The sequence below is a fragment of the Nocardiopsis suaedae genome (genome assembly GCF_027706745.1).
Classification (GTDB): Bacteria; Actinomycetota; Actinomycetes; order Streptosporangiales; family Streptosporangiaceae; genus Nocardiopsis_A; species Nocardiopsis_A suaedae.
The window spans coordinates 19,724-32,919 of sequence record NZ_JAQFWP010000074.1; the positions used below are offsets into that span (position 1 = coordinate 19,724).

At 70.4% G+C, this 13,196-nt stretch carries 17 protein-coding genes; all 17 read right to left on the reverse strand.

Translation table 11 applies throughout. From position 1 onward, the window contains the following. Complete coding sequence (rplN, locus tag O4U47_RS27005) at positions 1–369, reverse strand: 50S ribosomal protein L14 (protein WP_017538012.1); 369 nt, start codon at positions 367–369, stop codon at positions 1–3. 101 nt (positions 370–470) lie between these two features. Next, positions 471–746, reverse strand: coding sequence for a 30S ribosomal protein S17 (rpsQ, locus tag O4U47_RS27010; protein ID WP_270680797.1), 276 nt, complete (start codon positions 744–746; stop codon positions 471–473). Then, on the reverse strand, positions 743–994 hold the full coding sequence (gene rpmC, locus O4U47_RS27015) for a 50S ribosomal protein L29 (RefSeq protein ID WP_270680808.1): 252 nt from the start codon (positions 992–994) through the stop codon (positions 743–745). Before rpmC ends, rpsQ begins: the two co-directional genes overlap by 4 nt. Next, positions 994–1,410 (reverse strand): 50S ribosomal protein L16, encoded by a 417-nt coding sequence (gene rplP, locus O4U47_RS27020; protein WP_017538015.1) that lies wholly within the window; start codon positions 1,408–1,410, stop codon positions 994–996. Before rplP ends, rpmC begins: the two co-directional genes overlap by 1 nt. A 3-nt stretch (positions 1,411–1,413) precedes the next feature. Then, positions 1,414–2,235: a 30S ribosomal protein S3 gene (gene rpsC / locus O4U47_RS27025; RefSeq protein ID WP_270680798.1), complete on the reverse strand. Its 822-nt coding sequence runs from the start codon at positions 2,233–2,235 to the stop codon at positions 1,414–1,416. Then, a complete protein-coding gene (gene rplV / locus O4U47_RS27030) occupies positions 2,235–2,588 on the reverse strand; it encodes a 50S ribosomal protein L22 (protein ID WP_026123315.1) in 354 nt (117 codons plus the stop codon). Before rplV ends, rpsC begins: the two co-directional genes overlap by 1 nt. Before the next feature lie 75 nt (positions 2,589–2,663). Continuing rightward, complete coding sequence (rpsS, locus tag O4U47_RS27035; RefSeq protein ID WP_026123314.1) at positions 2,664–2,942, reverse strand: 30S ribosomal protein S19; 279 nt, start codon at positions 2,940–2,942, stop codon at positions 2,664–2,666. Between the two features lie 12 nt (positions 2,943–2,954). Beyond that, on the reverse strand, positions 2,955–3,794 hold the full coding sequence (gene rplB / locus O4U47_RS27040) for a 50S ribosomal protein L2 (RefSeq protein WP_270680799.1): 840 nt from the start codon (positions 3,792–3,794) through the stop codon (positions 2,955–2,957). Positions 3,795–3,857: 63 nt separating this feature from the next. Then, positions 3,858–4,148 (reverse strand): 50S ribosomal protein L23, encoded by a 291-nt coding sequence (gene rplW, locus O4U47_RS27045; protein ID WP_270680800.1) that lies wholly within the window; start codon positions 4,146–4,148, stop codon positions 3,858–3,860. Then, complete coding sequence (rplD, locus tag O4U47_RS27050; protein WP_270680801.1) at positions 4,145–4,816, reverse strand: 50S ribosomal protein L4; 672 nt, start codon at positions 4,814–4,816, stop codon at positions 4,145–4,147. Before rplD ends, rplW begins: the two co-directional genes overlap by 4 nt. A gap of 2 nt (positions 4,817–4,818) precedes the next feature. Further along, the gene (rplC, locus tag O4U47_RS27055) at positions 4,819–5,469 is read right to left on the reverse strand and encodes a 50S ribosomal protein L3 (protein WP_270680802.1); all 651 of its coding nucleotides are present in this window, start codon (positions 5,467–5,469) and stop codon (positions 4,819–4,821) included. A gap of 13 nt (positions 5,470–5,482) precedes the next feature. Beyond that, a complete protein-coding gene (gene rpsJ, locus O4U47_RS27060; protein ID WP_013156110.1) occupies positions 5,483–5,791 on the reverse strand; it encodes a 30S ribosomal protein S10 in 309 nt (102 codons plus the stop codon). Between the two features lie 223 nt (positions 5,792–6,014). Then, positions 6,015–7,208: an elongation factor Tu gene (gene tuf / locus O4U47_RS27065; RefSeq protein ID WP_270680803.1), complete on the reverse strand. Its 1,194-nt coding sequence runs from the start codon at positions 7,206–7,208 to the stop codon at positions 6,015–6,017. 53 nt (positions 7,209–7,261) lie between these two features. After that, complete coding sequence (gene fusA, locus O4U47_RS27070) at positions 7,262–9,376, reverse strand: elongation factor G (protein ID WP_270680804.1); 2,115 nt, start codon at positions 9,374–9,376, stop codon at positions 7,262–7,264. A gap of 45 nt (positions 9,377–9,421) precedes the next feature. Next, the gene (gene rpsG, locus O4U47_RS27075) at positions 9,422–9,892 is read right to left on the reverse strand and encodes a 30S ribosomal protein S7 (protein WP_270680805.1); all 471 of its coding nucleotides are present in this window, start codon (positions 9,890–9,892) and stop codon (positions 9,422–9,424) included. Between the two features lie 2 nt (positions 9,893–9,894). After that, positions 9,895–10,266, reverse strand: a complete 372-nt coding sequence (gene rpsL, locus O4U47_RS27080) for a 30S ribosomal protein S12 (protein ID WP_017538026.1) — start codon at positions 10,264–10,266, stop codon at positions 9,895–9,897. Positions 10,267–10,862: 596 nt separating this feature from the next. Continuing rightward, positions 10,863–13,196 (reverse strand): DUF4190 domain-containing protein (locus tag O4U47_RS27085; RefSeq protein ID WP_270680806.1); only part of this gene is annotated, 2,334 nt, incomplete at its 5' end.

Here is a 13,196-nt window from a genome sequence, read left to right on the forward strand (position 1 = left end):
CTAGAGCACCTCCGGCGCTAGCGAGATGATGCGCATGAACTTGTTGTCCCGCAGCTCGCGTCCGACCGGACCGAAGATACGGGTGCCTCGCGGGTCCCCACCGTCCTTGATGAGCACGGCGGCGTTCTCATCGAAGCGGATGTAGGAGCCGTCGGGCCGGCGGCGCTCCTTGACGGTGCGCACGATGACAGCCTTGACGACATCGCCCTTCTTCACGCCTGCGCCGGGAAGGGCGTCCTTCACCGTCGCCACGATGGTGTCGCCGATGCCCGCGTAGCGCCGACCCGAGCCACCGAGGACACGGATGGTCAAGATCTCCTTGGCCCCCGTGTTGTCGGCGACCTTGAGTCGCGACTCCTGCTGAATCACGTCTGCTCCTGATATGTGCGCGCGGGCGCACTGCCCGCACTGCTAGGTGGTCTCACCCCTTGGGCGGCCGATCTCCACCAACCGGCCGCCGAGGCAGGGGTTTACTTAGCCTTCTCCAGGATCTCCACGACGCGCCAGCGCTTGGTCGCCGACAGCGGGCGGGTCTCCATCATCCGGACCCGGTCGCCGACGCCGCAGATCTCGTTCTCGTCGTGGGCCTTGTACTTGGTGGTGCGGCGGATGACCTTGTCGTACAGCGCGTGCTTGACGCGGTCCTCCACCTCGACGACCACGGTCTTCGACATCTTGTCGCTGACGACGTAGCCCTCGCGCACCTTGCGGTAGTTGCGAGCGGTCCGCTCGTCGATCTCGCTCATTCGGCTGCTTCCTTCGTCTTCTCAGCCGACTCGGCCAGCGGCATGATGCCCAGCTCGTGCTCCCGCAGGACCGTGTAGATCCGCGCGATCTCGCGCTTAACGATGCGCAGTCGGCCGTTGTTGTCGAGCTGCCCGGTGGCAGCCTGGAAGCGCAGGTTGAACAGCTCTTCCTTCGCCTCCTTGAGCTTGCCGACCAGGTCCTCCTGGGACTGGCCGCGCAGCTCCTGGGCGGTCGGGGACTTCGCCATTACTCCCACACCTCCCGCTTCACGAACTTGCACCGCATCGGGAGCTTGTGCATGGCCCGACGCATGGCCTCCTTGGCCACCGGCTCCGGCACGCCGGACAGCTCGAACATCACACGGCCCGGCTTGACCGGGGCGACCCACCACTCGGGCGAACCCTTGCCGGAACCCATGCGGGTCTCGGCCGGCTTCTTGGTGAGCGGGCGGTCCGGGAAGATGTTGATCCACACCTTGCCGCCGCGCTTGATGTGACGGGTCATGGCGATACGAGCGGCCTCGATCTGCCGGTTGGTGACGTAGGCGGCGTCCAGCGCCTGGATGCCGAACTCACCGAAGTTGACCGTCGTCCCACCCTTGGCGCGGCCGCGCAGGTCCGGGTGGTGCTGCTTGCGGTACTTGACCTTCCGGGGAATGAGCATCGGTCAGCTCCCCTCGTTCCCGGACTTCTCCGCGCCCGCGCTCGCCTCGGCGGGCGCGCTGGACTTGGACTCGCCCTGCTGGCCCTGGCCGCCGCCCTGACCACCGCGGCGACGGCGGCCCGGACGCTCGCGGCGCTGGTTGCCGCCGCCCCCGCCCGGAGCGCGCTGCGCGGCCTGCTGGGCCTCGCGCTCGGCGCGGCTGGCCGGGGCGTCGCCCTTGTAGATCCACACCTTCACGCCGATGCGGCCGAACGTGGTACGGGCCTCGAAGAACCCGTAGTCGATGTCGGCGCGCAGCGTGTGCAGCGGGACCCGGCCCTCGCGGTAGAACTCCGAGCGCGACATCTCGGCACCGCCGAGACGGCCGCTGCACTGGATGCGGATGCCCTTGGCGCCGCTCTTGGAGGCGCTCTGCATGGCCTTGCGCATCGCGCGGCGGAACGCCACGCGGCTGGCGAGCTGCTCGGCGACCCCCTGGGCGACCAGCTGTGCGTCGGTCTCCGGGCTCTTCACCTCGAGGATGTTGAGCTGGACCTGCTTGCCGGTCAGCTTCTCCAGGTTGCCGCGCAGGCGGTCGGCCTCGGCGCCGCGGCGGCCGATGACGATGCCGGGACGGGCGGTGTGGATGTCCACACGCACGCGCTCACGGGTCCGCTCGATCTCGACCTTGCTGATTCCGGCCCGCTCCATGCCGCGGTTGAGCATGCGGCGGATGGCCACGTCTTCCTTGACGTAGTCCTTGTACTGCTTCTCGGCGTACCAGCGGGTCTTGTAGTCAGTCGTGACCCCGAGCCGGAACCCGTGCGGGTTGATCTTCTGGCCCACTATCGGGTCCTTTCCTTGGTCTCACTGGGCTCCACGACCACGGTGATGTGGCTCGTGCGCTTGGTGACCCGGAAAGCGCGCCCGAAGCCGCGCGGACGGATCCGCTTCAGCGTCGGCCCTTCGTCCACCCATGCACGCCCCACGACCAGGTTCTCGCGGTCCAGCTTGTCATTGTGCTCGGCGTTGGCGATCGCGCTCGCCAGCACCTTGCCCACCGGCTCGCTCGCCGACTGCGGGGCGAACCGGAGGACCGCCTGTGCCTCGTCAGCGGGCAACCCGCGAATAAGGTCCACCACACGGCGGGCCTTGCGGGGCGTGACGCGGACGAACCGCGCCTGTGCCCTCGTTCCCATCGCTTTTTCCTCGCTCACGGAAATCTCCTCCCCACTCACCGTGGGGAACATGGTCCTTGTCGATCGGTGCAACCGCTAACGGCGGCTACGGCGGTCTTCCTTGACGTGGCTCCGGAAAGTGCGCGTGGGGGCGAACTCGCCGAGCTTGTGGCCGATCATCGCCTCGGAGATGAAGACCGGGACGTGCTTGCGGCCGTCGTGCACGGCGATGGTGTGCCCGATCATCTCCGGGATCACCATGGAGCGCCGCGACCACGTCTTGATGACGTTCTTGGTGCCCTTCTCGTTCTGGTCCTCCACCTTCTTGGCCAGGTGGTGGTCCACGAAGGGGCCCTTCTTAAGGCTACGTGGCATCAGACGTGCTCCTTACCGCTTCTTCTTGCCGCTGCGCCGACGCCGCACGATGTACTTGTCGCTGGCCTTGTTCTTCCGGCGGGTCCGGCCTTCCTTCTTGCCGGCGGGGTTGACCGGGTGCCGGCCGCCCGAGGTACGGCCCTCACCACCGCCGTGGGGGTGGTCGACCGGGTTCATCACCACACCGCGCACGGTGGGCCGGCGGCCCTTCCAGCGCATGCGTCCGGCCTTGCCCCAGTTGATGTTGGACTGCTCGGCGTTGCCGACCTGTCCGACGGTGGCGCGGCAGGTGACCTCCACCATGCGCATCTCCCCGGAGGGCATGCGCAGGGTGGCGTAGTCGCCCTCCTTGGCCAGCAGCTGGATCTGCGACCCGGCGGAGCGGCCCAGCTTGGCGCCGCCGCCCGGCTTGAGCTCGACCGCGTGCACGAACGTACCCGTGGGGATGTTGCGCAGCGGGAGGCAGTTGCCGGGCTTGATGTCGGACCCGGGGCCGTTCTCGACCCGGTCGCCCTGCTTCAGGCCGGCGGGCGCCAGGATGTAGCGCTTCTCGCCGTCCACGTAGTGCAGCAGGGCGATACGGGCGGTCCGGTTCGGGTCGTACTCGATGTGCGCGACCTTCGCGGGGACGCCGTCCTTGTCGTGCCGACGGAAGTCGATCACGCGGTAGGCGCGCTTGTGGCCGCCGCCCTGGTGGCGCGTGGTGATACGGCCGTGGCCGTTGCGGCCGCCCTTGGAGTGGAGCGGACGCACCAGGGACTTCTCCGGCTCCGAGCGCGTGACCTCGACGAAGTCGCTCACGCTGGAACCGCGACGGCCCGGCGTCGTCGGCTTGTACTTACGAATGCCCATCTTCTTCGCGCATTCCTTTGCGTATTGCTGGTTGAAGCGGTGTACGGCCGCGGCAGCGGCGGATCAGACCCCGAAGATGTCGATCCGGTCGCCGTCAGCGACCCGCACGATCGCGCGCTTGGTGTCCGGGCGCTTGCCGAACCCGAAGCGGGTGCGCTTGCGCTTGCCGGGACGGTTGATCGTGTTCACGCCGGTGACCTTCACCTTGAAGATCTGCTCGATCGCGATCTTGACCTGCGTCTTGTTGGCGTCCGGGCGCACGATGAACGTGTACTGGTTCTGGTCCTGCAGCCCGTAGCTCTTCTCGGAGATCACCGGCTCGATGATGATGTCCCGAGGGTCGGGGATCCTCACTGGTCGTCCTCCTCCGGCTTCTGGGCCTGCGAGGCACCCGAAGCGTGCGCCAGGAACTCCTCGTACCCGCGCTCGGTGAAGACCACGTCGTCGGCGTCGAGGACGTCGTAGGTGTTCACCTGGTCCGCGTCGAGGATGTGCACCTCGGCGAGGTTGCGCAGCGCGAGGCGGTTGGTCTCGTCGTTGCGGTCCAGGACCACGAGCACCTTGTCGGACTCGGTGACCTGGCGCAGGGCCTTCAGCGCGGTCCGGGTGCGCTGGGTGGTCACCTCGTCGGAGACGAACGCGGTGAGCACGTGCACCCGCCCGTTGCGGGCCCGGTCCGACAGGGCACCGCGCAGCGCGGCGGCCTTCATCTTCTTCGGGGTCCGCTGGGCGTAGTCGCGCGGCTGGGGGCCGTGCACGGTGCCGCCGCCGGTGAACTGCGGGGCGCGGGTCGAGCCCTGGCGGGCGCGGCCGGTGCCCTTCTGCCGGTACGGCTTCTTGCCGCCGCCGCGGACCATGCCGCGGGTCTTGGTGGCGTGGGTCCCCTGCCGGGCCGCGGCCAGCTGCGCGTTCACGACCTGGTGCATCAGCGGGATGTTCGCCTGCTGGTCGAAGACCGCCTCAGGGAGCTCGACGCTCCGGCCGGCGGCGCCGTCGGGGCCCTTGACCTCGATCGTCGCCATAATCAGTTCTCCCCCTTCGCGGCCGTGCGGACCAGCACCAGACCCCCGTTGGGTCCGGGCACCGCACCCTTGACCAGGATGAGGCCCTTCTCCGCGTCGACCGACTGGACCTTGAGGTTCTGCACGGTCGTCCGGTTGCTGCCCATCCGGCCGGCCATCCGCATGCCCTTGAACACGCGGCCGGGCGTGGCGCAGCCGCCGATGGCGCCCGGGGCGCGGTGCACCTTGTGGGCACCGTGCGAGGCCTTCAGGCCGTGGAAGCCGTGGCGCTTCATGACACCGGCGAAGCCCTTGCCCTTGCTGCGCCCGGTGACGTCGACGACCTGGCCGGTCTCGAAGTCGTCGGCGGACAGCTCCTGGCCGAGGGTGTACTCGGTGGCGTCGGAGGTGCGGACCTCGACGTAGTGGCGGCGGGGCGTGAGGTCGTGCTTGCGCAGGTAGTCGCCGAGCGGCTTGTTGACCTTGCGCGGGTTGACCTTGCCGTAGCCGAGCTGGACGGCGGAGTAGCCGTCGGTCTCCGGAGTCCGAACGCGCGTCACGACGCACGGGCCGGCCTTCAGGACGGTCACGGGCACGATCCTGCCCTGCTCGTCGAAGACCTGGGTCATGCCGAGCTTCTCGCCCAGGACTCCCTTGATCTGCTTGGTGGCCATGTCTGTGCGTCCCTTAAAGCTTGATCTCGATGTCGACGCCGGCCGGGAGGTCGAGACGCATGAGCGAGTCGACGGTCTTCGGCGTCGGGTCGATGATGTCGATCAGCCGCTTGTGCGTGCGCATCTCGAAGTGCTCCCGCGAGTCCTTGTACTTGTGCGGGGAGCGGATGACACAGTAAACGTTCTTCTCCGTCGGCAACGGCACCGGGCCAGCGACCTGCGCGCCGGTCCGCGTCACGGTCTCGACGATCTTGCGAGCCGAGCTGTCGATGACCTCGTGGTCATAGGCCTTGAGCCGAATGCGGATCTTCTGTCCCGCCATGGTGGCCTTTTCGTCCTTCGCTTCAGTGTCCGTAGAGGCGCGGAGCCGGCGAGCCGGCCCGGGCCCCGTCAGGGGGCGCCCTGTCGTTGATTGGCTCTATTCACCTGAGAAACCGCTGCAGGGCTGTCCCCTGAGGTGCATCACCGCTACAGAGCCCGATGACGTCGTTCATGGTGCGGCGGCCGGGCGGCCTTCGGCGGCCCGACCGCCGCATACGGTCGTCCTACTTGAGGATCTTGGTGACGCGACCGGCGCCCACGGTCCGGCCACCCTCGCGGATGGCGAACTTCAGGCCCTCCTCCATCGCGACCGGCTGGATCAGCTGGACCGTCATGCCGGTGCTGTCGCCGGGCATGACCATCTCGGTGCCCTCCGGAAGGGTCACGACGCCGGTGACGTCGGTGGTCCGGAAGTAGAACTGGGGCCGGTAGTTGTTGAAGAACGGGGTGTGGCGGCCGCCCTCGTCCTTGGACAGGATGACGACCTGGCCCTCGAACTCGGTGTGCGGGGTGGTGGTGCCTGGCTTGATGACGACCTGGCCGCGCTCCACGTCCTCGCGCTTGGTGCCGCGCAGCAGCAGACCGACGTTGTCGCCGGCCTGGCCCTGGTCGAGCAGCTTGCGGAACATCTCGACGCCGGTGACCGTGGTGGTCTGCTTGTCTTCCTTGATGCCGACGATGTCGACCGTCTCGTTGACGTTGATGACACCGCGCTCGATGCGGCCGGTGACCACGGTCCCGCGGCCGGTGATCGAGAAGACGTCCTCGATCGGCATCAGGAACGGCTTGTCGGTGTCGCGCTCGGGCTCGGGGATCTTCTCGTCCACGGCCTTCATGAGCTCCAGGACGCCCTGGGCGGCGTCGGCGTCGCCCTCCAGCGCCTTGAGCGCGGAGACCTTGACGACCGGGACGTCGTCGCCGGGGAACTCGTACTCGCTGAGGAGCTCGCGGATCTCCATCTCGACGAGCTCGAAGATCTCCTCGTCGTCCACCATGTCGGCCTTGTTCAGGGCGACGACGATGTAGGGGACGCCGACCTGGCGGGCCAGGAGCACGTGCTCCTTGGTCTGCGGCATCGGGCCGTCGGTGGCGGCGACCACCAGGATGGCGCCGTCCATCTGCGCCGCACCCGTGATCATGTTCTTCACGTAGTCGGCGTGGCCGGGGCAGTCCACGTGGGCGTAGTGGCGCGCCTCGGTCTGGTACTCGACGTGGGCGACGGAGATGGTGATGCCGCGCTCGCGCTCCTCGGGAGCGTTGTCGATGTCCGCGAACGGCGTGAACGGGTTCATCTCCGGGAACGCGTCGTGCAGGACCTTGGTGATGGCCGCCGTCAGCGTGGTCTTGCCGTGGTCGATGTGCCCGATGGTGCCGATGTTGACGTGCGGCTTGCTCCGGTCGAACTTTGCCTTCGCCACTGGATCTCTCCTAGACGTACAGGGTTGCTGGCTGACTGGTTACGTGTTCGCGGTCATTCACCGCGGGCCTTGGCCACGATCTCTTCCTGCACGCTCGAGGGGACCTCGGCGTAGGAGTCGAAGACCATGGTGAAGTTGGCCCGGCCCTGCGTCCGGCTGCGCAGGTCGCCCACGTAGCCGAACATCTCCGACAGGGGCACCTGGGCCTTGACGACCCGGCTCCCGCCGCGCTCCTCCATCGACTGGATCTGCCCGCGGCGGCTGTTCAGGTCGCCGACCACGTCGCCCATGTACTCCTCGGGCGTCGTGACCTCGACCGCCATGACGGGCTCGAGGATGACCGGCTTCGCCTTGCGGGCGGCGTCCTTGAACGCCATGGACCCGGCCACCTTGAAGGCGAGCTCGGAGGAGTCCACGTCGTGGTACTGCCCGTCCCGCAGGGTCACCTTGACCCCGACGATCGGGTACCCGGCCAGGACGCCGAACTCGGCGGCCTCCTGGCAGCCCGCGTCGACCGAGGGGATGTACTCCCGCGGGATGCGGCCGCCGGTGATGTTGTTGACGAACTCGTAACCGCCGCTGTCACCCTCGCCGTCGGCCGCGAGCGGCTCCAGGTCGATGATGACGCGGCCGAACTGGCCCGAGCCGCCCGTCTGCTTCTTGTGGGTGTACTCGACCTTCTCGACCTTCTTGCGGACGGTCTCGCGGTAGGCCACCTGCGGACGCCCGATGTTGGCCTCGACCTTGAACTCGTCCCGAAGGCGGTTGACCTGGACCTCGAGCTGGAGCTCGCCCATGCCCGACACGATGGTCTGGCCGGTCTCCTCGTCGGTCTTGACCTGGAAGGTCGGGTCCTCCTCGGAGAGCCGCTGGATCGCCAGGGAGAGCTTCTCCTGGTCGCTCTTGGTCTTGGGCTCGATGGCCACCTCGATGACCGGGACCGGGAAGGTCATGGACTCCAGCACGATCGGGTTGCCCGGGTCGCACAGGGTCTCACCGGTGGTGGTGTCCTTGAGGCCCATGACGGCGACGATGTCGCCGGCGCCGACGCTCTGGATCTCCTCGCGCTTGTTGGAGTGCATCCGGTAGATCTTGCCGATGCGCTCCTTGCGGCCCTTGAGGCTGTTCAGGACCTGGGTCCCGGCCTCCAGGACGCCCGAGTAGACCCGGATGTAGGTCAGCTTGCCCAGGTGCGGGTCGCTCATGATCTTGAAGACCAGCGCGGAGAAGGGCTCCTCCTGGCTGGGCTTGCGCTCGAGCGACCGGTCCTCGGACTCGTCCTTGGGGTCGTGGCCCTGGACGCCGCTGATGTCGGCCGGCGCGGGGAGGTAGGCGACCACCGCGTCGAGCAGGGGCTGCACGCCCTTGTTCTTGAACGCGGAACCGCAGGTGACCGGGATCGCGGTGCCGGCGATGGTGGCGCGGCGGATGGCGGGCACGATCTGCTCGATGGTGGGCTCGGTGCCCTCCAGGTAGAGCTCCATGATCTCGTCGTCGGCCTCGGCCAGCGTCTCGATCATGGTGTCGCGCGCCTCGCGGGCGGCGTCGGCGTACTCGTCGGGGATCTCGACCGTGTCGTAGGCCTCGCCGAGCTTGGCCTCCGCGTTCCACACGTAGGCCTTCATGCGGACCAGGTCGATGACGCCCTTGAAGTCCGACTCCGCGCCGATCGGCAGCTGGATCGCCATCGGGGTGGCGTTCAGGCGCTCGCGGATCATGTCCACGCAGCGCTGGAACTCGGCGCCGATCTTGTCCATCTTGTTGACGAAGCAGATGCGCGGCACCTCGTACCGGTCGGCCTGGCGCCAGACCTGCTCCGACTGCGGCTCCACGCCCTCCTTGGCGTCGAAGACCGCGACCGCGCCGTCCAGAACACGCAGCGACCGCTCGACCTCGGACGTGAAGTCCACGTGGCCGGGCGTGTCGATGATGTTGATGGTGTAGTCGTTCCAGTGGGTGGTGGTGGCGGCAGAGGTGATCGTGATGCCCCTCTGCTGCTCCTCCTTCATCCAGTCCATCGTGGCGGCGCCGTCGTGGACCTCGCCCACCTTGTGGGTCACACCGGTGTAGAAGAGGATCCGCTCAGTCGTCGTGGTCTTGCCCGCGTCGATATGAGCCATGATCCCGATGTTGCGGACCTTGGCAAGGTCAAGAGCGGTGGTAGCCATGTGGCTCGTCTCTCTCGGTCTCAGGTATCGAGTAGCCCGCGGGGGTTACCAGCGGTAGTGAGCGAAGGCCTTGTTGGACTCCGCCATCTTGTGCGTGTCCTCGCGCCGCTTGACGCTGGCGCCGAGCCCGTTGCTCGCGTCCACCAGCTCGTTCATCAGGCGCTCGGTCATGGTCTTCTCGCGGCGCTGGCGCGAGTAGGAGACCAGCCAGCGCAGGGCGAGAGTGGTGCTCCGGGAGGCGCGGACCTCGACCGGGACCTGGTAGGTCGCGCCGCCCACGCGGCGGCTGCGGACCTCCAGGGAGGGCTTGACGTTGTCGAGCCCGCGCTTGAGGACGACCAGGGGGTCCTGACCGGTCTTCTCCCGCGCGCCCTCCAGCGCTCCGTAGACGATGTTCTGGGCGAGGGAGCGCTTGCCGTCCAGCAGCACCTTGTTGATCAGTGCGGTGACGAGCGGCGATCCGTAGACCGGGTCGGTGATCAGCTGGCGCTTCGGCGCCGGGCCCTTGCGCGGCATGCTTACTTCTCCTTCTTAGCGCCGTAACGGCTGCGCGCCTGCTTGCGGTTACGGACGCCCTGCGTGTCGAGCGAACCGCGGACGATCCGGTAGCGGACACCCGGCAGGTCCTTCACACGGCCGCCGCGCACGAGCACGATGGAGTGCTCCTGCAGGTTGTGGCCGATGCCGGGGATGTAGGCCGTGACCTCGATCCCGCTGCTCAGCTTCACACGGGCGACCTTGCGCAGCGCGGAGTTCGGCTTCTTGGGCGTAGTGGTGTAAACACGCGTGCACACACCACGACGCTGCGGACTCCCCTTCAGCGCCGGGGTCTTGTTCTTTGCGACCTTGTCCTGTCGGCCCTTGCGGACCAGCTGCTGGATGGTGGGCACCGCGTCTCCGTCTTCCTCGTGACCTACGCCGGTTCTCGTAGCCTTGTCGCTATCGACCTGCTGGATTTCCCGTTCCCCCCGACCCCCGCATCCGGGCGTGTCGGGCTCTGTCCCGCGGACGGCCGACACCGAATACGCCCGACCTGGCGGTCGAATGTCATGGGAGGAGGTGTCACGCGGCGCCGGACTCGCGACCGGCCCCGGAGGGCGGCGCGACGAGCGCACGCGCTGTGACCCGTTGGCTCACGGGCACGAAGTGCAAGGGTACCGAAGGGGTTGTGCCCGGTCAAAACGGGTTCGGCCCCTTGGGTACCGCTGTTCCTCGGACCTCATATCAGCCGTAGGTCGCTTCCCAGTGTAACGACCCCCGAGCAGTGCTCGCGCGCATTATCGGGCCGCGGGGGCGCGTTCCGCGCCACAGCGCGCCGGTGCGACGCAGATCACCGTGCGTGGCGTCCCGTTTCGGAGGCCGTACGGACGCTGCGTGTCCGGACCCGGCGCGAACGGCCGCGCCGCGGCCCGGATACGGGGCCGGGGCGGGGGCCGGACACGGAGGGGCCCGGGCCGGACCGTGTCCGGACCCGGGCCCCGGGGATTCAGAGGAACAGGAAGTAGGCCGCCGCCGCGACCGCCTCCACCAGGAACAGCCCCAGGCCGACCCAGCCGAGGACCGTCCCGGTGCGCGCCTGGCCCTCCCCCTCGAACTCGCCGTGCGAGGAGCGGATCCGGCGCACGGCGCGGGGGCCGACGATGACCGCGGCCACCGACGTGAACAGGCCGATGGCGGGGATCAGGCCGACGACGCCGAGCCACATCGCGGCGGCGGCGCCGGTGTCCGGCTCGGCCCACACGTCGTCGATGCTGTCGTAGCCCGGGTAGTCGTCCCCGGCGTTGCCGCCGGGCGGCCGGTCCCCGAAACCGGGGAACTCCTCGGCGAGCCGGTCCCGGCGGCCGCGCCGACCCGCGGCGTCCCCGCCCTGGGGAGCACCGTCGTAGTCGTCCGCGTAGCCGTCGTCGTACCGGTCCCCGTACTGGTCCGCGTACCCCTGGTCGGCGTAGCCCTGGTCCGGGGCGGCGCTCCACTGCTGGGTGGCCGGCCCCTCCGGGTCCCAGCCGCCGGGCGTCTGGGCCTGCTGCCGCCCCCACTGGTCGCCCCACTGCTGCTCGCCGCTCCACGGGCCGGGCTCGGGGCCGTCCGGACCCGGACGGCCGGGCGCGGGCCGGTCGGGGCCGCCGAAGGCGTCGGGACCGTCGAACCGCTCCGGTCCCCCGAACCCCTCGGGCGGGCCCAGCGGGTCGTCCCGGCCGACGGCCGGCATCGCCTGCGTCCCCTCGTAGGAGGGGCCGCGGGCCTCCGCCCCCCAAGCTCCGGGCGCGTGGGCGGGTCCGGAGCCGTACTCGCCGTCCCCGGCCGGAGGCGCCGCCCCCCACTGCTGCGGGGCCTCCCACTGTGCGGGGGCCTCGCCGTACGCCTCGGGGTCGGGGGCGGGCGCCCCCTCGCCCTCCCGGGCCGAGCGCTGCTGGGCGGCGATCGAGCCGAGCGGGTCCGACGGGTCGTGGCCCATGGGCGACCGCCCGTCGGGGGCGCCCCGGTCGCCCCAGGGGCCGCCGGGTGCCAGCGGGTCCGGGCCGCCGCGGACGTCCGACGGGAGACCGGGCGGCACCTGCGACGCCTGCGACCCCGGCGCGCTCCGGTCGCTCCAGGGGCCGCCGGGGCCGAGCGGGTCGTAGTCGTCGTACCCGCCCGCCGGGGAGGCCTCCCCGGCCCCCGGCGCCTGCGGGCCCGTGCCGAAGGGGGCCTGCGCGTAGGAGTCCTGCGCGTAGGGGTCCTGCGGGATGTAGGGCTCCTGAGCGGATTCGCGCTCGCCCCGGCGGCGCTCCTCGTCCCGGATCGCCGCATCGCGCACCTCCGAGGGGAGGTTGTAGTCGTCGCGGCTGAACGCCCAGGTGTTGCCGCTGCCGGTGCCCAGGTCGCCGCCGATCCCCGAGCCCCCGTGGCCCGGTGCACCGGCGCCGGGCGCGCCGGGCTCGGCCGCGGACGCGCCCCACGGGGCGCCCGGAGCGGGCCGCTCGGGGGACAGCGGGTCAGGGGACAGCGGGTCGGGACCGCCGAGGCCCCGGCCGCCCCCGTCACCGGAGTCGGTGTCTCCGCCGAAGGCGGACGGCGCGGTGGACGCGTCCGGCGCCAGGGGCTGTGGGCCCGTGGTCGCCGGGGACCACTGCGGGTCGCCCCCCTGAGCGCCGGACGGCCCTTCCCCGAAACCGTCCGAACCGGGGCTCCACGAGCCGCCGCCCGCCGCGCCGGTGTCGGCGCCGAAGGCCGACGGACCGGCGGACCCGAGCGGATCCGACGGCCCCGGACCCCCCGGAACCCGCGGCTGCGGGCCGGTCCTCGCCGGACCCCACAGCGGGTCGCCCCCCTGAGCGCCGGACGGCCCTTCCCCGTCACCGTCCGGCCCGGGGGCGGCGCCCGGCCACCCGCCGCTGGTGAAGGCCGCGGGCATGGGCGAGCCGCCGTCGCCGCCCGCGGAGGACTCCGGCGCCGCCGGGGGCACCGGGTCGGCGCCCGCGCCGCCGACGGAGGCCGACGGCCAGGCGCCGGACTCGACCTTCCAGACCGGCGCCTCCGGCTCCGGTGCGGGCTCGGGGCGCGGAGGCTCGGCCCGCGGCGGCTCGGGGGCACCGGCCGGACCGGCAGGGCCGCCGGGCGACAGGGACGATGACGGCCAGGCTCCCGACCCCAGCTCCACCCCGTCGGGGCGCTCGGACCCCGGAGGGCCGGCGGCCGGGGGCGGGCCGGGCTCGAAGGAGCGGCCGACCGGCGGCCCCGAGGGCGGCGGCATCGGCGCGCCCGCGGGCGGTCCGGGCGGCTCCTCGGGCGGGGGCCCACCGACGGGCGGTCCGCTCGGCGGCGGGCCGCCGAGCGCCGC

Coding starts and splice junctions, on each gene's coding strand:
- rplD (WP_270680801.1), bottom strand. CDS start 4,816: ATGGCGACGATCGAGGTCAAGGGCCCCGACGGCGCCGCCGGCCGGAGC.
- rpsG (WP_270680805.1), bottom strand. CDS start 9,892: ATGCCGCGCAAGGGCCCGGCGCCGAAGCGCCAGCTGATCACCGACCCG.
- fusA (WP_270680804.1), bottom strand. CDS start 9,376: ATGGCTACCACCGCTCTTGACCTTGCCAAGGTCCGCAACATCGGGATC.
- rplB (WP_270680799.1), bottom strand. CDS start 3,794: ATGGGCATTCGTAAGTACAAGCCGACGACGCCGGGCCGTCGCGGTTCC.
- rplV (WP_026123315.1), bottom strand. CDS start 2,588: ATGGGAACGAGGGCACAGGCGCGGTTCGTCCGCGTCACGCCCCGCAAG.
- rpmC (WP_270680808.1), bottom strand. CDS start 994: ATGGCGAAGTCCCCGACCGCCCAGGAGCTGCGCGGCCAGTCCCAGGAG.
- rpsJ (WP_013156110.1), bottom strand. CDS start 5,791: ATGGCGGGACAGAAGATCCGCATTCGGCTCAAGGCCTATGACCACGAG.
- rpsS (WP_026123314.1), bottom strand. CDS start 2,942: ATGCCACGTAGCCTTAAGAAGGGCCCCTTCGTGGACCACCACCTGGCC.
- rplC (WP_270680802.1), bottom strand. CDS start 5,469: ATGGCCACCAAGCAGATCAAGGGAGTCCTGGGCGAGAAGCTCGGCATG.
- rpsQ (WP_270680797.1), bottom strand. CDS start 746: ATGAGCGAGATCGACGAGCGGACCGCTCGCAACTACCGCAAGGTGCGC.
- rplP (WP_017538015.1), bottom strand. CDS start 1,410: ATGCTCATTCCCCGGAAGGTCAAGTACCGCAAGCAGCACCACCCGGAC.